Origin of the sequence: Cupriavidus oxalaticus, from assembly GCF_038900635.1 — a bacterium.
In the GTDB taxonomy this organism is placed as follows: domain Bacteria; phylum Pseudomonadota; class Gammaproteobacteria; order Burkholderiales; family Burkholderiaceae; genus Cupriavidus; species Cupriavidus oxalaticus_B.
Genome location: NZ_JAYMRX010000009.1, coordinates 210648 through 230563, shown reverse-complemented (window position 1 = coordinate 230563; position 19916 = coordinate 210648). Strand labels below are relative to the sequence as shown.

Here is a 19916-nt window from a genome sequence, read left to right as displayed (position 1 = left end):
TGAAGGCTCCCGGCGCTCGGGAGGAAATTCGTGAACATGAACCTGGATACCGAACTGATCCGCCAGTTCCTGCTGGCTCACCAGGAAACCATCCTGACCTGGCTGGTGGCAGGGCTGGTGATGATGCTGCTGGCCCGCTTCGAGCTGCGCCGCGCCCAGCGCCGCGCGGCGCTGGCCATGTCCGAATCGGTGGCGACCACGGTGGCTGCCTGCGTGCCCGATATCGCTCACGCGGTGCAGGCCGCGTCGCCGCTGCCGCTGGCCGAGCCGGTCGAGATGCAGCGCGCCGAAGCGCTGCGCCGGCTGGCGCTGGACACCGTCGGCGCGGTCATGACGCGCGGGCGCTGGCTCGATGAACTGGGCAACCTGCGCCTGGCGGACGACGCGCTGCTGGACGGCCAGCGTGCCGGCGGCGCCGATCCGCTGCTGGTGGTAGCGCCGCAGCCGGCGGTGCAGGCCTACCTGGCTGCCCAGCGCGTGTTCGAGGACGAGGCCGCACAGGTGCAGGGGCTGCGCCGCGATGCCCAGCGCCACCAGGAAGCGCTGCAGGCGCTTGACGCCGAGGCGGCGCATATCGAGCAGGAAACCGGCAGCATCGTGCTGCGCTTCGAGCAGGTCAATGCGCAGGCTGCCCAGGGCGTCGATGGCGGCGACTACCAGCGCTTCCTGATCCAGAAGTACAACGCTCTTGGCCAGCGTGAGAAGGAAATCGCACAGGAGCGCGTACACCTGCAGGCCCAGGCGCGGCTGAGCGCCGACGTGCTGGCAGATCGCGCCCACGCTGCCTCACGCCGCTACCGCGAGTCACTGGCGCCGCTGATGGAACAGCTGCGTGCCGCCTGGGGCCATGGCGATTCGCCGCAGGTGTTCGATACCTGGCAGCAAAAGGGCACCGGGCAGGGCACCGAGCCGTACCTGGCGCCCCACGCCCCCGCGCGCAACGCCGCCTGAGACTGGGCCATCAGTCCGGGGACGGCGCTTTCGCGTGGCAAGCGCGCGCGGCTGCGCTATCCTTGGGTTTGTCCTTTCGCCCAGTCCCATGCCCCATAAGATTCCGGAATCCGTGCTGGTCGTGATCTACACGCCAGATCTTCAAGTCTTGCTGCTGGAACGCGCCGATCGCCCGGGGTTCTGGCAGTCAGTGACCGGCAGCCTCGATACCCTGGACGAACCCCTGGCATTGACCGCCGCGCGCGAGGTGGCGGAGGAAACCGGCATCATCGCCGGCGAGCACCTGCTGGCCGACTGGGGCCATTCGATCCAGTACGAGATCTACCCGCAGTGGCGGCACCGCTATGCCGAAGGCGTGACGCGCAATACCGAGCACTGGTTCGGCCTGCGCGTGCATGAGGCGCTACCGGTGACGCTGGCGCCACGCGAGCACCTGCAATACAAGTGGCTGCCGTGGGAGCAGGCTGCCGCGCAATGCTTTTCCAGCAGCAATGCCGAAGCCATCCGCCAGCTGGCCTGGCGCGCGACCGGTGCCGCAGGGCAGCAGGCATTATGCGGAGCGCAGCCATGAAGCTGCGCGTGGTCACCTACAACATCCACAAGGGGGTGACCGGCCTGTCGCGGCGCCCGCGCATCCAGAACGTGCGGGCCGGCCTGCATGCGATGGATGCGGACATCGTCTTCCTGCAGGAAGTGCAGGACCGCAACGACCGCCTGGTGGCGGCGGCGTTGTTCGATCCCGATCATACCCAGCTCAACTATTTGGCGACCGATGCGTACCCGCATTCGGTCTATGGGCGCAATGCGGTCTATGACTACGGCCATCACGGTAATGCGATCCTGTCGCGCCATCCGATCCTGATGTCCGAAAACCTCGACATTTCCGACCACCGTTTCGAGCAGCGCGGGCTGCTGCACGCGGTGGCGGACATCAACGGCATCGAGACCCACCTGATCTGCGTGCATTTCGGCCTGTTCGCCCGCAGCCGCGCCCGCCAGGCCGAGGCACTGGTCGAGCGCGTGCGCAACGTGGTGCCCGAGGGGGTGCCGCTGGTGATCGCCGGCGACTTCAACGACTGGAACCACCGGCTCGACGCGCAGATCTGCAATACGCTGCATGCGGTGGAGGCGTCGCATGCGCGCGGCGCGCGGCTGCATACGTTCCCGAGCCATATGCCGTGGTGGCAACTGGACCGGATCTACGTGCGCGGCTTCGAGATCGAGCGCGCGCACGCGCTGACGGGGCGCGATTGGGCGCAGCGGTCGGACCATGTGCCGCTGGTTGCGGAACTGGGTCGTCCGCACAAGGAGGCAGTGGAAGCGGCGGCCGAGCAGCGGGACAAGGCGGCCTGAGGCCGTCACGCATGCTGCGGCTTCCTCAACGCTCTGGAAACCGTCAACGGCTCGAGTAGTCGCGGATAAAGGCGAATACGGCGTCGGCGTCGTTCAGGTCCAGCACCGGCAACGACGTCATCGCCGCGGCGGCGGCCACGTCGTCGCTCGCTACCGCAACCACGCCGGGCACCTCGTCCCACAGCGGCGACCGTCCCAGTCCGGGCCGGAACACTTCCAGCTTGGGAAAATCGCTGCGCTTGTACCCCTCCACCAGCACCACGTCGGTGTCTGCCGGCAGCACCGCCAGCGCATCGTCCAGCTCGGGCGACGGCACTGCCTCGGGGTAATGCCGCATCAACGTCAGGTGGCGCGCGCCGACCAGCACAACGTTGGCGCAGCCAGCCTCGCGCATGCGCCAGGAGTCCTTGCCCGGTGTGTCGGGATCGAAGCCGTGGTGGGTATGCTTGACGCCGGCCACGCGCAGGCCGGCGCCGACAAAACGGGGGATCAGCTGGTCGAGCAGCGTGGTCTTGCCGCTGCCGGACGAGCCGGTGATGCCGAATACCTTCACGTGCAGTCCGTGGGGGCGCGTCGATGATGGCAACGACGATAGCAGAGATCCGGCCGCATGTGCGCGCGGCGCCTTTCGGACATCATTCTGTCCGATAATCTCGACATGTCACGGATATCCCACTCCGAGCGGCCGGACGCGACCGCCGCTGGCACCGCCGAACAGACCGACGAACAGCATGCCATCGGCCAACGCCACCGCATGCTGCGCTGGACATGGCGCCGTGGCAAGCCAACCACCGGCAACACCGTGCGCCTGCTGCACGGCGGCCAGGACTTCTTTCCCGCGCTGATCGAAGCGATCGACCAGGCCGCCTTCCAGGTGGTGCTGGAAACCTACATCTACGCCGACGACGATATCGGCCGCGCCGTCAGCGACGCGCTGGTACGCGCCGCCGTGCGCGGCGTCTCGGTGCGCGTCACCGTCGACGGCTTCGGCGCCGGCGACATGCCCGCGGCAATGGCCGAACGCCTGAGCGCGGGCGGCGTGCAGCTGCGCGTCTACCGCAAGCTGCGCGGCTTCCGGCTGGCCCGGCGCCACCTGCGCCGGCTGCACCGCAAGCTGGCCGTGATCGATGGCCAGGTAGCCTTCGTCGGCGGCATCAACATCATCGACGACCTCAACCACGGCCCGTTCGAGGGCGCCAACCTGGGGCCACGCTACGACTTCGCGGTGCAGGTCAGCGGCCCGCTGGTGGACCGCATCGCGCTGACCGCCGAACGGCTCTGGTGGCGCCTGGCACTGCGCGACACGCACGCCGGCGGCCGCGCCGCGGCGGTGGCGGACTACCCGCTGCCGACCGACCTGCCGCCCCGTGCCGAGCCCGCCGGCGGCGTGCGCGCCGCGCTGCTGCTGCGCGACAACCTGCGCAACCGCCGCACCATCGAGCGCGAATACCTGCGCGCGCTCGGCGCCGCGCGCCAGGACGTGATCCTGGCCAACGCCTATTTCCTGCCCGGCCACAAGATGCGGCGCGCCCTGCTGGCCTGCCGCGCGCGCGGCGTGCGCGTGCGGCTGCTGCTGCAGGGCATGGTCGAATACCGGCTGCAGCACTACGCCACGCACGCGCTCTATGCCTCCCTGCTGGAAGCCGGCGTGGAGATCTACGAGTACGCGGAGAGCTTCCTGCACGCCAAGGTCGGCGTGGTCGACGAAGCGTGGGCCACCGTCGGGTCGAGCAATATGGACCCGTTCAGCCTGCTGCTGGCGCGCGAAGCCAACGTGGCCGTTTATGATGCTGCCTTTGCCGCAGAACTGCGTACGGCGCTGGAACGCGCCATTGCGCACCGCAGCGTGCGTGTCGTGCCGGAAGTCCATGCACGGCGCTCGCCGCTGCACCGGCTGGCGAACTGGACCGCGTACATGCTGCTGCGGCTCGGCGTGATCATCGCCGGCGTCACGGGACGCTACTGAAACGGTTGTCCGCTGTGCGTTTGCTGCCATGCGGCAACGCGCGGCTTGCAAGCCGTTGCACCGCCTTGGGTGACGGGCATGCTGCATTGCGGCCCGTTTAGAAACACGGGTCTAATTAAAAGCTTGAAGGTCGACTGCTGCGCCAGAATAATCTGAACGACCGTTCTTTTTTGGCTTAGACTGCGTGCATTCGCGGTATGCAGCGGCAAATTCGCCAGCGTCCGCAAACAAAATGCAACGTCAGGGTCATACGCACAGGCCGCAGCAGGGCCTTTGCAGAACGGAGAAATAACATGCGACACCAGTCAGCCCGTCTCGAATCCGCCGCCGCTTCCCCCGCGCCCATGCGCAAGGGTGAAATGACGCGCGTGGCGATTCTGGATGCCGCACTGGAACTGTCGTCCCGCGACGGGCTTGAGGGTCTGACCATCGGCCTGCTCGCGGAACGCATGCAGATGAGCAAGAGCGGCGTCTTCGCGCATTTCGGTTCGCGCGAAGACCTGCAGGTAGAGGTGGTGCGGGAGTATCACCGCCGGTTCGAGCAGGAGGTGTTCTACCCCTCGCTGCAGGAGCCGCGCGGTCTGCCCCGGCTGTGGTCGATGGTGCGGCGCTGGATGGAGAAGCGCATCCAGGAAGTGACGACTGGGTGCATCTACATCAGCGGCGCCGTGGAGTACGACGACCGCACCGGCAGCCTGGTGCGTGACGAGCTGGTCAAGAGCGTCACCATCTGGCGGGCAGCGCTGAATCGCGCCATCGACCAGGCCAAGGAAGAGGGGCACCTGCGCGCGGATTGCGATCCGCGCCTGATGCTGTTCGAGATGTATAGCCTTGAACTAGGCTTGCATCATGACGCCCGTTTCCTGCGCCTGCCTGACAGTGCCGAGCTTGCCATGGTCGCGCTCAACAAACTGATTCAGTCTTACCGTACCTGAGGCCGTCGGGTCGGACCGGATCGCGACAAGCGAGGCGGGCGGCGTGGCGGCATCGTATAACTCCAAGGAGTCTCTGATGGGCCAGTACACCGCACCGTTGCGCGACATGCAGTTCGTTCTCCATGAACTGCTCGGCGCCGAAGCCGAACTCAAGGCGATGCCGCCGCACGCGGACATCGACGCGGACACCATCAACCAGGTCATCGAGGAAGCCGGCAAGTTCTGCTCGGACGTGGTGTTCCCGCTCAACCAGGTGGGCGACCGCGAGGGCTGCACCTATGCCGGCGACGGCGTGGTCAAGGCCCCCACCGGCTTCAAGGAAGCCTACCAGCAGTACGTCGAGGCAGGCTGGCCGGCGCTGGCGTGCGACCCGGCCTTTGGCGGCCAGGGTCTGCCGATCGTGGTCAACAACGTGATCTACGAGATGCTGAATTCGGCGAACCAGGCGTGGACCATGTACCCGGGCCTGTCGCACGGCGCGTATGAGGCGCTGCATGCGCACGGCACGCCCGAGCTGCAGCAGGCCTACCTGCCCAAGCTGGTGTCCGGCGTCTGGACCGGCACCATGTGCCTGACCGAGCCGCACTGCGGCACCGACCTGGGCATCCTGCGCACCAAGGCCGAACCGCAGGCCGACGGCTCCTACCTGATCACCGGCACCAAGATCTTCATCTCCGCCGGCGAGCACGACCTGGCCGAGAACATCATCCACCTGGTGCTGGCCCGCCTGCCGGACGCGCCGGGCGGAACCAAGGGCATTTCGCTGTTCGTGGTGCCCAAGTTCATCCCCGATGCCAGCGGCAACCCGAGCGAGCGCAACGGCATCAAATGCGGCTCGATCGAGCACAAGATGGGCATCCACGGCAACGCCACCTGCGTGATGAACCTGGACGGCGCGCGCGGCTGGCTGGTGGGCGAGGCCAACAAGGGCCTGAACGCCATGTTCGTGATGATGAACGCCGCGCGCCTGGGCGTGGGCGCGCAGGGCCTGGGCCTGACCGAGGTGGCATACCAGAACTCGGTCGCCTACGCCAAGGACCGGCTGCAGATGCGCGCGCTGACCGGCCCGAAGGCGCCGGAGAAGGCCGCCGACCCGATCATCGTGCACCCCGACGTGCGCCGCATGCTGCTGACCCAGCGCGCCTACGCCGAAGGCGGCCGCGCCTTCAGCTACTGGACCGCGCTGCAGATCGACCGCGAACTGTCGCACCCGGACGAAGCCGTGCGCAAGCAGGCCGGCGACCTGGTTGCGCTGCTGACGCCGGTGATCAAGGCCTTCCTGACCGACAACGCCTTCACCTCGACCAACGAAGGCATGCAGGTGTTCGGCGGCCACGGCTACATCTCCGAATGGGGCATGGAGCAATACGTGCGCGACGCCCGCATCAACATGATCTACGAAGGCACCAACACGATCCAGTCGCTGGACCTGCTGGGCCGCAAGATCCTGGGCGACATGGGCGCCAGGATGAAGGCCTTCGGCAAGATCGTGCAGGAGTTCGTGGAAGAAGAGGGCACCAACGAAGCCATGCAGGAGTTCGTCAACCCGCTGGCCGACCTGGGCGACAAGGTGCAGAAGCTGACCATGGAAATCGGCATGAAGGCCATGGGCAACGCCGACGAGGTGGGCGCTGCCGCGGTGCCGTACCTGCGCGTGGTGGGCCACCTGGTGTTCTCGTACTTCTGGGCGCGCATGGCCAAGATCGCGCTGGAGAAGGAAGCCAGCGGCGACAAGTTCTACACCGCCAAGCTGGCCACGGCGCGCTTCTACTTTGCCAAGCTGCTTCCGGAAACCGCGGCCGAAATCCGCAAGGCGCGCGCTGGTTCGGCTTCGCTGATGGCGCTGGACGCGGATTTGTTCTGAATAGCACTGCGGGGCTGACTACCGCAGAGGGGGTGCTCCCCTCTCCCATTTATGGGAGAGGGGCGGGGGTGAGGGCGGGTGCTTCAACGAAGTGATTCGGCATAGCAACCTCCAGCCCTCACCCCCTGCCCCTCTCCCGCAAGCGGGAGAGGGGAGCCCCCCGCGGTCGACAAGTCCCCCCTCACCTCAACGCTCACTAATCCAGGAGCGAGCATGTCCAATTTCATCGTCAAGAAAGTCGCCGTGCTGGGTGCCGGCGTCATGGGGGCGCAGATCGCCGCCCACCTGATCAATGCGCGCGTGCCCGTGGTGCTGTTCGACCTTCCCGCAAAAGAAGGCCCGAAGAACGGCATCGCGCTGCGCGCCATCGAGAACCTGAAGAAGCTGTCGCCCGCGCCGCTGGGCCTCAAGGACGAGGCCGGGCTGATCAAGGCCGCCAATTACGAAGACGATATCGCCCTGCTCAAGGAGTGCGACCTGGTGATCGAGGCGATCGCCGAGCGCATGGACTGGAAGCACGACCTGTACAAGAAGGTTGCGCCGCACCTGGCCTCGCACGCGATCTTCGCCACCAACACCTCGGGCCTGTCGATCACCGCGCTGTCCGACGGGTTTGACGATAACCTGAAGTCACGCTTCTGCGGCGTCCACTTCTTCAACCCGCCGCGCTACATGCACCTGGTCGAGCTGATCCCGACCGCAACCACGCAGCCGGAGATCCTCGACAAGCTGGAAGCCTTCCTGACCACCACGCTCGGCAAGGGCGTGGTGCGCGCCAAGGACACGCCCAACTTCATTGCCAACCGCGTCGGCATCTTCTCGATCCTGGCGGTGTTCGCCGAGGCCGAGAAGTTCGGCATCCCGTTCGACGTGGTCGACGACCTGACCGGTTCCAAGCTGGGCCGCGCCAAGTCCGCCACCTTCCGCACCGCGGATGTGGTCGGCCTGGACACCATGGCGCATGTGATCAAGACCATGCAGGACAACCTGCACGACGACCCGTTCGCGCCGGTGTACAAGACCCCGGCCGTGCTCAAGGGCCTGGTCGACGCGGGCGCACTGGGCCAGAAGACCGGCGCCGGCTTCTACAAGAAGGAAGGCAAGGCCATCAAGGTGCTGGATGCCAAGACCGGCCAGTACGTCGAGTCGGGCAAGAAGGCCGACGAGATCGTGGTGCGCATGCTGAAGAAGGAGCCGGCAGAGCGCATCAGGCTGCTGCGCGAGTCGACCAACCCGCAGGCACAGTTCCTGTGGGCGGTGTTCCGCGACGTGTTCCACTACATCGCCGTGTACCTGGAGCAGATCGCCGGTTCCGCCGCCGATATCGACCTGGCGATCCGCTGGGGCTTCGGCTGGAATTCGGGCCCGTTCGAGGACTGGCAGTCGGCCGGCTGGAAGCAGGTGGCGGAGTGGGTCAAGGAAGACGTGGTCGCGGGCAAGGCACTGTCGGCCGCACCGCTGCCGGCATGGGTCTTCGATGGCCCCGTCGCCGAGCGCCAGGGCGTGCATACCCCCGAAGGCTCGTGGTCGCCGGCGACGCAGTCGTTCGTCGCGCGCAGCACGCTGCCCGTGTACCAGCGCCAGGTGTTCCGTGCCGCGCTGAAGGGCAGCGAAGCGGCCGACCCGCGCAAGGCGGGCCGCACCGTCGAGGAAAACGATGCCGTGCGCATCTGGGTCAGCGAAGGCCAGGACGACGTGCTGGTGGTTTCGTTCAAGAGCAAGATGAACACCATCGGTCCGGACGTGATCGACGGCCTGACCCGCGCCATCGACCTCGCCGAAGCGCAGTACAAGGGCCTGGTGGTGTGGCAGCCGACTTCGCTGCAGCTGGGCGCGCCGGGCGGCCCGTTCTCCGCGGGCGCGAACCTGGAAGCGGCGATGCCGGCCTTCATGATGGGCGGTGCCAAGGGCATCGAGCCGTTCGTGAAGAAGTTCCAGGACGGCATGATACGCGTGAAGTTCGCCTCGGTGCCGGTGGTGTCGGCGGCGTCCGGCATCGCGCTGGGCGGCGGTTGTGAGCTGATGCTGCACTCGGCGGCACGCGTGGCTGCGCTGGAAACGTACGTGGGACTGGTCGAAGTCGGCGTAGGCCTGGTCCCGGCCGGCGGCGGGTTGAAGGAAGCCGCACTGGCCGCTGCACGCGCCGCGCAGGCGGCAGGCAGCACCAACTACCTGCAATTCCTGACCAGCCGCTTCCAGAGCGCGGCGATGGCCAAGGTATCCGCATCGGCACTGGAAGCGCGCCAGATGGGCTACCTGCAGCCGTCCGACAAGATCGTCTTCAACGTGCATGAGTTGCTGCACGTGGCGCAGAACGAAGTGCGCGCGCTGGCCGATGGCGGCTACCGTGCGCCGCTGCCGGCACTGATCCCGGTGGCTGGCCGCTCGGGCATCGCCACCATCAAGGCATCGCTGGTCAATATGCGCGACGGCGGCTTTATCTCGGCACACGACTTCCTGATCGCCACCCGCATTGCCGAAGTGGTATGCGGCGGCGACGTCGAGGCCGGCTCGCTGGTGAGCGAGGAATGGCTGCTGGCGCTGGAGCGCAAGGCCTTCGTCGACCTGCTGGGAACCGGCAAGACGCAGGAGCGCATCATGGGCATGCTGCAGACCGGCAAGCCGGTGCGTAACTAACAGGGCAAGCGAGGAACCGACATCATGAAACAACTGCAAGACGCATACATCGTTGCGGCCACCCGCTCGCCGATCGGCAAGGCCCCCAAGGGCGCGTTCAAGAACACGCGCCCGGACGACCTGCTGGCCACCATCCTGAAGTCCGCGGTGGCACAGGTGCCGGACCTGGACCCGAAGCTGATCGAGGACGCCATCGTCGGCTGCGCGATCCCTGAAGCGCAGCAGGGCCTGAACGTGGCGCGTATCGGCGCGCTGCTGTCGGGCCTGCCCAATACCGTGGGCGGCATCACCGTCAACCGTTTCTGTGCCTCGGGCGTGAGCGCGGTGGCCATGGCGGCCGACCGCATCCGCGTGGGCGAGTCCGATGTGATGATTGCCGCCGGAATCGAGTCGATGAGCATGGTGCCGATGATGGGCAACTCGCCGTCGATGTCGCCGTCGATTTTCGAGCGCGACGAGAACGTGGGCATCGCCTACGGCATGGGCCTGACCGCCGAGAAGGTGGCGCAGCAATGGAAGGTCAGCCGTGAGGACCAGGACGCGTTCTCGCTCGCTTCGCACCAGAAGGCCATCGCCGCGCAACAGGCCGGCGAGTTCAAGGACGAGATCACGCCGATCGAGATCGTCGAGCGCTTCCCCGACCTCGCCAGCGGCCAGGTCAGCGTGAAGACCCGCACCATCTCGCTGGACGAAGGCCCGCGGCCTGAGACCTCGCTGGAAGGACTCGGCAAGCTGCGCCCGGTGTTTGCCAACAAGGGCAGCGTCACCGCCGGCAACAGCTCGCAGACCTCGGACGGCGCCGGCGCGCTGATCCTGGTTTCGGAAAAGATCCTCAAGCAGTTCAACCTGGTGCCGCTGGCGCGCTTCGTGTCGTTCGCGGTGCGCGGCGTGCCGCCGGAGATCATGGGCATCGGCCCGAAGGAAGCGATCCCGGCCGCGCTGAAGGCCGCCGGCCTGACGCAGGACCAGATCGACTGGATCGAGCTGAACGAAGCGTTTGCCGCGCAATCGCTGGCCGTGATGCGCGACCTGGATCTCGATCCCGCCAGGGTCAACCGCATGGGCGGAGCGATCGCGCTGGGCCACCCGCTCGGCGCGACCGGCGCGATCCGTTCGGCCACGGTGGTGCATGCGCTGCGCCGCCACAACCTGAAGTACGGCATGGTGACCATGTGCGTCGGCACGGGCATGGGCGCCGCAGGGATCTTCGAGCGCGTCTGAACGCGCCTGCGGGACGGTTCTCCGGAGGAGGCCGTCCCGCCCTTCTGTCAGGTGAGGAAAGCAGTACCGGGGGCTGCCGCCCGCGAGCGCGGGTCACCAGCAGGGAGGAGACAACAATATGCAGGAGACAGCCATCCTGGCCGACGCCGCGTGCGACTTGCCGCGCGACATCATGGCCGCGCTGAAGGTCCACACCATTCCGTTCCGCATCCGCGCGGGCGAACGCTTTGTCGCCGACACGCGCGACGAAGACGCGCTGCCCACGCTTTACCAGCAATACCTGGTCGGCCGCCAGGACCACTACGCCGAATCCATTCCGCTGCTCGAACGCGAGTTGGAAGAACACCTGCTGCGCAACGTGGTCACGCAATGCGACCGCGCGATCCTGTTCACCATCGCCAGCGCGCGCAGCAAGCTGTACGCGCACGCGAGCGGCGCCGTGATCGGCACCGTGGCCCGCAGCGTGCGGCTGCGCAAGGAAGCCGGACGCTCGGGGTTGTTCGACCTGACCGTGGTCGACACCGGCGCCATCGGTCCGGGCCAGGCGCTGATCGTGCGCGAAGCGGCGCGCATGGCCATCGACGGCGCCAGCCCGCAGGCCGTGCGCGAGGCCGTTGAAACACGCCTGCGCGACGCTGCCCACATGTTCCTGGTGCCGGACGAACTGCTTTACATGTACACCCGCGCGCGCCAGAAGGGCGAGGGCAGCATCACCTGGGGCCGGTACGTGATGGGCAGCGCATTCAATATCCGGCCGGTGGTGCGCATGCATCGCGGCCATACCGAAGCGATCGCCAGGGCGCGCGGCTCGGAAGAGGGCGCACGCCGCGTGCTGCAGCATGCCGAGCAATGCATCCGCGCCGGCGACCTGCTGGTGCCGGCGATTTCGGTCTGCTACGCCGGTCCCCTCGACGACGTGCGCGCGATGCCGGCCTACCAGTCGCTGGCACATGTCGCGCGCAGCCAGGGCGTCGAGCTGATGCTGGCGCCGATGAGCCTGACGGTGGCGCTGAATGTCGGTGTGCGGGCATTCGGCCTGAGCTATCTTTCCGAATCGCCGCCACCTTTCGAATAAATCCCACAGACGAGGACACCATGAGCATCCGTACCAGCATCGAGCAGGGCATCCTGACGCTCGAGTTCGACCGCATCGACAAGAAGAACGCCATCACCGCGGCGATGTACCAGGCGCTGGCCGACGCGCTGCGCGCGGCCGAGACCGACCGCAACGTGCGCGTGATTCTGCTGCGCGGCAAGCCCGAGATCTTCACCGCCGGCAATGATCTGGAAGATTTCATGCAGCGCCCGCCGACTGCAGGCGAGGGCGCGGAACAGGCGCCGGTGTTCCAGTTCCTGTACCAGATCAGCCATGCCAGCAAGCCCGTCGTCGCGGCGGTCAGCGGCGCGGCGGTCGGCGTGGGCACCACCATGCTGCTGCATTGCGACATGGTCTATGCCTCGGACACGGCCAAGCTGTCGCTGCCGTTCGTGCAGCTGGGGCTGTGCCCCGAAGCGGCATCGAGCCTGCTGCTGCCGCGCCTGGTCGGCTACCAGCGCGCCGCCGAGAAGCTGATGCTGGGCGAGGCGTTCGGTGCGCAGGAAGCGCTGGAGATCGGCCTGGTGACGCGCGTGCTGCCGGTGGCGGAACTGCACGACTTCGCGCTGCAGCAGGCGCGCAAGCTGGCGGCGCTGCCGGCTTCGTCGCTGCGCGAGAGCAAGCGCCTGATGAAGGCGGGAGCGTTGGCCGAAGTGGAAAAGCAGATGGCCGACGAAGGCGCGGTGTTCCGGCGGATGCTGGTGGCGCCGGAGGCGAAGGAGGCGTTCAGCGCCTTCTTTGAAAAGCGGAAGCCGGATTTTTCGAAGTTTGAGTGAGGGGCGGGGAGACTTCGCTTTGCCACTTGTTTGCTCCCCTCTCCCGCTTGCGGGAGAGGGGTTGGGGGTGAGGGCAGGCGCTCGGCAAGCACGCTTACGCCTCACTACGTAGAGGCTCCCGCCCTCACCCCAACCCTCTCCCGCAAGCGGGAGAGGGAGCACACCGATCGATAAGCGATAGCCTCTGGGACCTCAAGCCGTCGGCAACACCCGCGGCTGCCGCGACTCATCCGTTGCCACGTACGTCAACGTTGCCTCGGTCACCTTGACGATCTCATTGCTATGCCGCATCCGCTGCGCATAGACCTCCACCTCGACCGTGATCGAGGTACGCCCCGTCTTGACGATAGCGGCGTAGAAGCTCACCAGGTCGCCAACAAACACCGGGTGCTTGAACAGGAAGGAATTGACCGCCACGGTCGCGACGCGCCCTTGCGCGCGCTCGACCGCAGGGATCGACCCCGCGATATCCACCTGCGCCATGATCCAGCCACCGAACACGTCGCCGTGCACGTTGGCGTCGGCGGGCATCGGCACCACGCGCAGCGCGGGATTCTTGCCGGCGGGCAGGGCGGGGACGGTATGGGGAGCGTTCATGACGGTATGCGGGTGGACTTCTGAAGAGGGGCACGGGCCGCGACGAAAAACCCTTCGCCTGCCGCGCAATGCGATTCCTGCGACAATCGCGCATTGGCCCGAATTCTAACGTATGCGCCGCTATTCCACGACCGCCGAGCAGGCCCCCGACCCAGCCTCGGTCAAGCTCTTTCCCGGCCAGCGCGCCCCCCGCAGCGACTGGCAGACTGTCCGCAACCTGCTGCCCTACGTCTGGCACTACAAGTGGCGCGTGATGCTGGCGCTCGCGTGCCTGGTCGCGGCCAAGGTGGCCAACCTGGGCGTGCCGGTGCTGATGAAGCGCCTGATCGACAGCATGAACCTCACCGCCGGCGACCCGCGCGCGCTGCTGGTGGTGCCGGTCGGGCTGATTGTCGCCTACGGCATGTTGCGGCTGTCGGCGACGCTGTTCACCGAGTTGCGGGAAATCCTCTTTTCCAAGGTCACGCAGAGCGCCGTGCGCGAGATCGCGCTGCAGGTGTTCCGCCACCTGCATGCACTGTCGCTGCGCTTCCACCTGGACCGGCAGACCGGCGGCATGAGCCGCGACATCGAGCGCGGCACGCGCGGCATCCAGTCGCTGATCTCGTACTCGCTGTACAGCATCCTGCCCACGCTGGTCGAGATGGGGCTGGTGATCGGCTTTTTCGTGCTGCACTACGACATCTGGTTTGCGGCGATCACCGGCTGCGCGCTGGTCAGCTATATCGTCTTCACCATCGTCGTGACGGAATGGCGCACGCATTTCCGCCGCAAGATGAACGAGCTGGATTCGCGTGCCAACCAGAAGGCGATCGACTCGCTGCTGAACTTCGAGACCGTCAAGTACTTCGGCAATGAGGAATACGAAGCCCGGCGCTACGACGAGAACCTGCTCAACTACCGCGCCGCGGCGATCCGCTCGCAGAATTCGCTGTCGTTCCTGAACTTCGGCCAGCAGGTCATCATCGCCGCGGGGCTGATCCTGATCCTGTGGCGCGCCACCGTGGGCGTGGTCGACGGCAAGCTGACGCTGGGCGACCTGGTGCTGGTCAACACGCTGATGATCCAGCTCTATATCCCGCTGAACTTCCTCGGCGTGATCTACCGCGAGATCAAGCAGGCCACCACCGACATGGACCGGATGTTCGTGCTGCTGGGCACGAACCAGGAGGTGGCCGACTCCCCGGGCGCGCAGCCGCTCAAGGTCAACGGCGCGCAGGTGCGGTTCCGCGACGTGCGCTTTGGCTACGAGCCGGACCGCACGATCCTGGACGGCGTGGATTTCAACATAGCGGCCGGCACCACCACAGCGGTGGTCGGCCACAGCGGCTCGGGCAAGTCGACGCTGGCGCGGCTGCTGTTCCGCTTCTATGACGTCAACAGCGGCGCGATCGAGATCGACGGGCAGGATATCCGCGCGATCACGCAGGACAGCCTGCGCCGCGCCATCGGCATCGTGCCGCAGGACACCGTGCTGTTCAACGACAGCATCTACTACAACATCGCCTACGGGCGCCCGGATGCGACGCGCGAGGAAGTCATCGCCGCGGCGCAGGCCGCGCAGATCGACGCCTTTATCCGCGAGCTGCCGCAGGGCTACGACACGCCGGTAGGCGAGCGCGGCCTGAAGCTGTCCGGCGGCGAGAAGCAGCGCGTGGCGATCGCGCGCACGCTGCTGAAGAACCCGCCGGTGCTGGTCTTTGACGAGGCCACCTCCGCGCTGGACTCGCGCACCGAGCAGGCGATCCAGGCCGAGCTGATGCGGCTGGCACAGAACCGCACCACGCTGCTGATCGCGCACCGCCTTTCCACCGTGGTGCATGCCGACCAGATCCTGGTGATGGATCATGGCCGCGTGGTCGAGCGCGGCACGCATGCGGAACTGATGCGCGCGCGCGGCCGCTATGCGGAGATGTGGGACATCCAGGCCCGCGCGGCGGCAGAGGGGGGCGAGGCAGAGCGCAGCGCGGACGCGCTTGCGGTGGACGTGGGCGACGCCACGCAGGACGCGTAACGCCGCAAGCGTAGCGCCGCAAGGCCGCCGTAGGCGCTGTGGGCGCTGTGGGCGCTACCCTTTGCTGCGCCAGCGGCAGGCCGGCGCAGCCACGTGACGGCGCCCATGCCGAGGGTGGATAATCCTGCGTCATGGAAATCAAATGGCTTGAAGACTTCGTCAGCCTGGCCGAGACGCACAGCTTCTCGCGCTCGGCCGAACTGCGCCACGTGACGCAGCCCGCTTTCTCCCGGCGCATCCAGTCGCTGGAGGCGTGGGTCGGGACCGAGCTGATCGACCGCTCCAGCTATCCCACCAGCCTGACGGCGGCCGGCAAGGTGTTCTACGAGCAGGCGCTGGCCATGCTGGCGCAGGTCAGCGAGACCCGCGCGCTGATGCGCGGGCAGCGCTCGGCCAACGCGCAGGTGCTGGAGTTCGCGGTGCCGCATACGCTGTCGCTGACGTTCTTCCCGGAATGGCTCAAGGTGCTGGAAGGCAAGATCGGCACGCTGCCGTGCCGGCTGCGCGCGCTCAACGTCCATGATGCGGTGCTGATGCTGGTCGAGGGCGGCTGCGACCTGGTGATGGTCTACCACCACGCGCGCCAGGCTATCCAGCTCGATCCGGCGCGGTACGACATGCTGGTGCTTGGTACCGAGCGGCTGTCGCCGTACAGCGTGCCGGACGCCGCCGGCAAGCCGCAGTTCCGGCTGCCCGGCACCGACAAGAAGCCGGTGCCGTTCCTGAGCTACACCCCCAATGCCTTCCTCGGCCGCATGGTCGACCTGCTGCTGTCGGATACCGCCGAAGCGCTCAAGCTCGACAAATGCTACGAGACCGACATGGCCGAGGCGCTCAAGGTCATGGCGCTGTCCGGCCACGGCATGGCGTTCCTGCCGGAGAGCGCGGTGCGCGAGGAGGTGGCGCAGGGCAAGCTGGTGCGGGCGGAGTCGGCGCGCGGGCTGCCGTTGTCGATCGACATGGAGATCCGCCTGTATCGCGAGAAGCCCGGGGAGAACGGCGGCGAGCGGCGTGGCGCGGGGGCACGGCGCAAGCGGCAGCTGGTGGACCAGGTGTGGTCGACCCTGCTGGAAGCCTGACGCGTGCTGAACAGCAAATCAGATCGTTGACAGGTCACCGTCAAACGTTATGCGCATCTTGCATAACCGGATGAGCAAACGGCATTGGATTCCGGCAGGCCGCCAAGCCTAAGCTTGCGGCCATCCTCCACCCCGGAACCAACCGATGTCCTCCGCAGCACCGACCAACATTGCTGGCCAAAAGCACGCACTTCCGTCCTACCTCAACGCCGACAACCTCGGCCCCTGGGGCATCTACCTGCAGCAAGTCGATCGTGTCACGCCCTACCTGGGTTCGCTGGCACGCTGGGTCGAGACCCTGAAGCGCCCCAAGCGCGCGCTGGTCGTCGACGTTCCCATCGAGCTGGACAACGGCACCATCGCCCACTTCGAGGGCTATCGCGTGCAGCACAACCTGTCGCGCGGCCCGGGCAAGGGCGGCGTGCGTTTCCACCAGGACGTGACGCTGTCGGAAGTGATGGCGCTGTCGGCATGGATGTCGGTGAAGAACGCCGCGGTGAACGTGCCCTACGGCGGTGCCAAGGGCGGCATCCGCGTCGACCCGCGCACGCTGTCGCACGCCGAGCTGGAGCGCCTGACGCGCCGCTACACCAGTGAAATCAACATCATCATCGGGCCGAGCAAGGACATCCCGGCGCCTGACGTCAACACCAACGCCCAGGTGATGGCATGGATGATGGACACCTACTCGATGAACTCGGGCAGCACCTCCACCGGCGTGGTGACCGGCAAGCCGATCTCGCTGGGCGGCTCGCTGGGCCGCCACGAGGCGACCGGCCGCGGCGTGTTCGTGGTGGGTTCGGAGGCTGCGCGCAATATCGGCCTGGAAATCAAGGGCGCGAGCGTCGCCGTGCAGGGCTTCGGCAACGTGGGCGCCGTGGCGGCCAAGCTGTTCCATGAGGCCGGCGCCAAGGTCGTGGCCGTGCAGGACCACCGCACCACGCTGTTCGACCCGGCTGGCCTGGACGTGCCGGCGATGATGGAATACGCCGCGCACAGCGGCACCATCGAGGGCTTCCGCGGCGAAGTCCTGCGCACCGAGCAGTTCTGGGAAGTCGACTGCGACATCCTGATCCCGGCAGCGCTGGAAGGCCAGATCACGGCCAGGAACGCGCCGGTGATCAAGGCCCGCCTGGTGATCGAGGGCGCCAACGGCCCGACCACCCCGGAAGCCGACGATATCCTGCGCGAGCGGAATATCCTGGTGGCGCCGGACGTGATCGCCAACGCCGGCGGCGTAACCGTTTCCTACTTCGAATGGGTGCAGGATTTCTCGTCGTTCTTCTGGACCGAGGAAGAAATCAACCAGCGTCTGGTACGAATCATGCAGGAGGCGTTCCGCGCAATCTGGCAGGTGGCGCAGGACAACAAGGTAACGCTGCGGACCGCCGCATTTATCGTGGCCTGCTCGCGGATTCTGCAGGCGCGCGAAATGCGCGGCCTGTATCCCTGATCGCAGGGAACGGATGAACCGGAACGAGGCGCGTGGCACTGGTATGGTGCAATGCAATATCCGAACCGGTACTCCAGATTCATGACCGCCAGACGCGGTCTCCGGCTAGCGCCGGAGACCGCGTTGTCGTTTCCGGACGACGTGCGCATCGATTGCCCTGAATAAGGGTTCTAGGAGAAAACCCAGTTGTATTGCGACGGATGCTGCGCAATACTGTTTCACCAGAGGGGGTTTTGTCTCTAGAATCCCGCTTTCTCTTCTATGGTCAAGGAGATGTTATGAATTTTGCCAAGTTGGCTTCCCTGATGATTGCCGCCGGCGTGATGTGCGGAACGGCTCAGGCGGCTGAACAACTGACGGGCACGCTGAAGAAGATCAAGGACACCGGCGTGATTACGCTGGGCGTGCGCGAGTCGTCGATTCCGTTCAATTACAACCTGGGCGGCGTGCGCCAGGTCGGCTATTCCTACGATATCAACATGAAGATCGTGGAAGCCATCAAGGACCAGCTCAAGCTGCCGAATCTGCAGGTCAAGGAAATCCCGATCACCTCGCAGAACCGCATCCCCCTGCTGCAGAACGGCACCATCGACATGGAGTGCGGTTCGACCACCAATAACCTGGAACGCCAGAAGCAGGTCGCCTTCACCAACTCCATCTTCATCATCGGCACGCGCATCATGGTGAAGAAGGATGCCGGCATCAAGGACTGGGCCGACCTGAAGGGCAAGAACGTCGTCACCACCGCCGGCACCACGTCGGAGCGCCTGCTGCGCAAGATGAACGACGACCAGAAGCTGGGCCTGAACATCATCAGCACCAAGGATCATGGCCAGTCGTTCCTGACGCTGGAATCGGGCCGCGCGGTGGCGTTCATGATGGACGACGCGCTGCTGTACGGCGAGCGCGCCAAGGCCAAGAGCCCGGCCGACTGGATCGTGGTGGGCAAGGCCCAGTCGCGCGAGTCGTATGGCTGCATGATCCGCAAGGACGACCCGCAGTTCAAGAAGCTGTCCGACACCGTGATCTCCGGCATGATGAAGGACGGTTCGGTCAACACGCTGTACACCAAGTGGTTCATGCAACCGGTTCCGCCCAAGGGGCTGAACCTGGACTTCCCGCTGTCCGATGACATGAAGGCCCTGATCAAGGCGCCGAACGACAAGGCGCTGGACTGATCTGACCAGGACAGCAGTGCGAAACGGAAGGCATGTCCTTCCGTTTCTTTTTGAGGACGCAACATGAACTACAACTGGCATTGGGGAGTCTTCCTCGAACAGGCCGCCCAGAACGAGACCTACCTGGACTGGATGATCTCCGGCCTGAAGGTCACGCTCGCGCTGGGACTTTCGTCCTGGGTCATTGCCCTGGTCATCGGGTCGGTGCTCGGCGTGCTGCGCACGGTGCCCAACAAGTGGCTGTCGGGTTTCGCCGCCACCTACGTCGAGATCTTCCGCAACATCCCGCTGCTGGTGCAGCTCTTCATCTGGTATTTCGTCATGCCCGAGCTGCTGCCCGGCGGCGAGGCGATCAAGCAGATGAACCCGTTCGCGCAGCAGTTCCTGGCCGCCATGCTGTGCCTGGGCACCTTCACGGCCGCGCGGGTCTGCGAGCAGGTGCGCTCGGGCATCAACTCGCTGGCGCGCGGGCAGAAGAACGCGGGCCTGGCGATGGGCTTCACGCTGCCGCAGACGTATCGCCACGTGCTGCTGCCGATGGCGTTCCGCGTGATCGTGCCGCCGCTGACTTCCGAATTCCTGAACATCTTCAAGAATTCGGCGGTGGCGTCGACCATCGGCCTGCTGGAACTGGCCGCGCAGGGGCGCCAGCTGGTGGACTACACCGCGCGTCCGTACGAATCGTTCATCGCGGTCACGCTGATGTACGCGCTGATCAACGTCACGGTGATGCTGCTGATGCGCTGGGTCGAGGCCCGCACGCGCGTGCCCGGCTTCATCGGCGGCAAGTAAGGGG

General features: G+C 66.3%; 17 protein-coding genes. 15 read left to right on the top strand and 2 right to left on the bottom strand.

The window, feature by feature from the left end:
- The first annotated feature begins 36 nt into the window (after nucleotides 1-36).
- From VSR71_RS17180 to VSR71_RS17170, 3 genes are all read left to right on the top strand, one after another.
- Nucleotides 37-951: a hypothetical protein gene (locus tag VSR71_RS17180; protein ID WP_342915042.1), complete on the top strand. Its 915-nt coding sequence runs from the start codon at nucleotides 37-39 to the stop codon at nucleotides 949-951.
- 88 nt (nucleotides 952-1039) lie between these two features.
- Complete coding sequence (nudB, locus tag VSR71_RS17175; protein ID WP_342915041.1) at nucleotides 1040-1522, top strand: dihydroneopterin triphosphate diphosphatase; 483 nt, start codon at nucleotides 1040-1042, stop codon at nucleotides 1520-1522.
- Nucleotides 1519-2304, top strand: a complete 786-nt coding sequence (locus tag VSR71_RS17170; protein ID WP_342915040.1) for an endonuclease/exonuclease/phosphatase family protein — start codon at nucleotides 1519-1521, stop codon at nucleotides 2302-2304. The genes nudB and VSR71_RS17170 overlap by 4 nt, the downstream gene beginning before the upstream one ends.
- 43 nt (nucleotides 2305-2347) lie before the next feature.
- Here the strand turns inward: VSR71_RS17170 and mobB are convergent, their stop codons facing one another.
- Nucleotides 2348-2863, bottom strand: a complete 516-nt coding sequence (mobB, locus tag VSR71_RS17165) for a molybdopterin-guanine dinucleotide biosynthesis protein B (RefSeq protein ID WP_428979423.1) — start codon at nucleotides 2861-2863, stop codon at nucleotides 2348-2350.
- Nucleotides 2864-2914: 51 nt separating this feature from the next.
- On the opposite strand from mobB, the gene clsB reads away from it, so the two are divergent.
- From clsB to VSR71_RS17130, 7 genes are all read left to right on the top strand, one after another.
- Nucleotides 2915-4270: a cardiolipin synthase ClsB gene (gene clsB, locus VSR71_RS17160; RefSeq protein WP_342915039.1), complete on the top strand. Its 1356-nt coding sequence runs from the start codon at nucleotides 2915-2917 to the stop codon at nucleotides 4268-4270.
- 344 nt (nucleotides 4271-4614) lie between these two features.
- Nucleotides 4615-5205, top strand: coding sequence for a TetR/AcrR family transcriptional regulator (locus tag VSR71_RS17155; RefSeq protein ID WP_063236773.1), 591 nt, complete (start codon nucleotides 4615-4617; stop codon nucleotides 5203-5205).
- Nucleotides 5206-5281: 76 nt separating this feature from the next.
- Nucleotides 5282-7069, top strand: coding sequence for an acyl-CoA dehydrogenase C-terminal domain-containing protein (locus VSR71_RS17150; protein WP_342915038.1), 1788 nt, complete (start codon nucleotides 5282-5284; stop codon nucleotides 7067-7069).
- 213 nt (nucleotides 7070-7282) lie between these two features.
- Nucleotides 7283-9706, top strand: coding sequence for a 3-hydroxyacyl-CoA dehydrogenase/enoyl-CoA hydratase family protein (locus VSR71_RS17145; protein WP_342915037.1), 2424 nt, complete (start codon nucleotides 7283-7285; stop codon nucleotides 9704-9706).
- 21 nt (nucleotides 9707-9727) lie between these two features.
- Entirely contained in the window at nucleotides 9728-10927 is a 1200-nt protein-coding gene (locus tag VSR71_RS17140; RefSeq protein ID WP_116294265.1) for an acetyl-CoA C-acyltransferase, read from the top strand.
- A 118-nt stretch (nucleotides 10928-11045) separates the two neighbouring features.
- On the top strand, nucleotides 11046-12002 hold the full coding sequence (locus tag VSR71_RS17135) for a DegV family protein (RefSeq protein ID WP_342915036.1): 957 nt from the start codon (nucleotides 11046-11048) through the stop codon (nucleotides 12000-12002).
- Nucleotides 12003-12022: 20 nt separating this feature from the next.
- A complete protein-coding gene (locus tag VSR71_RS17130) occupies nucleotides 12023-12799 on the top strand; it encodes an enoyl-CoA hydratase (RefSeq protein ID WP_342915035.1) in 777 nt (258 codons plus the stop codon).
- 192 nt (nucleotides 12800-12991) lie between these two features.
- Here VSR71_RS17130 and VSR71_RS17125 read toward each other — a convergent pair whose 3' ends face one another.
- A complete protein-coding gene (locus VSR71_RS17125; protein ID WP_342915034.1) occupies nucleotides 12992-13396 on the bottom strand; it encodes an acyl-CoA thioesterase in 405 nt (134 codons plus the stop codon).
- A 112-nt stretch (nucleotides 13397-13508) separates the two neighbouring features.
- On the opposite strand from VSR71_RS17125, the gene VSR71_RS17120 reads away from it, so the two are divergent.
- The 5 genes from VSR71_RS17120 (at nucleotide 13509) to VSR71_RS17100 (ending at nucleotide 19912) form a co-directional block, all read left to right on the top strand.
- Complete coding sequence (locus VSR71_RS17120) at nucleotides 13509-15410, top strand: ABC transporter ATP-binding protein/permease (protein WP_342915033.1); 1902 nt, start codon at nucleotides 13509-13511, stop codon at nucleotides 15408-15410.
- 131 nt (nucleotides 15411-15541) lie between these two features.
- Entirely contained in the window at nucleotides 15542-16489 is a 948-nt protein-coding gene (locus VSR71_RS17115) for a LysR family transcriptional regulator (RefSeq protein WP_342915032.1), read from the top strand.
- A 145-nt stretch (nucleotides 16490-16634) separates the two neighbouring features.
- Entirely contained in the window at nucleotides 16635-17942 is a 1308-nt protein-coding gene (locus VSR71_RS17110; protein ID WP_342915031.1) for a Glu/Leu/Phe/Val dehydrogenase, read from the top strand.
- A 278-nt stretch (nucleotides 17943-18220) separates the two neighbouring features.
- Nucleotides 18221-19120 (top strand): glutamate/aspartate ABC transporter substrate-binding protein, encoded by a 900-nt coding sequence (locus VSR71_RS17105; RefSeq protein ID WP_316152925.1) that lies wholly within the window; start codon nucleotides 18221-18223, stop codon nucleotides 19118-19120.
- A 63-nt stretch (nucleotides 19121-19183) separates the two neighbouring features.
- A complete protein-coding gene (locus tag VSR71_RS17100; protein ID WP_342915030.1) occupies nucleotides 19184-19912 on the top strand; it encodes an amino acid ABC transporter permease in 729 nt (242 codons plus the stop codon).
- Nucleotides 19913-19916: the final 4 nt, after the last annotated feature.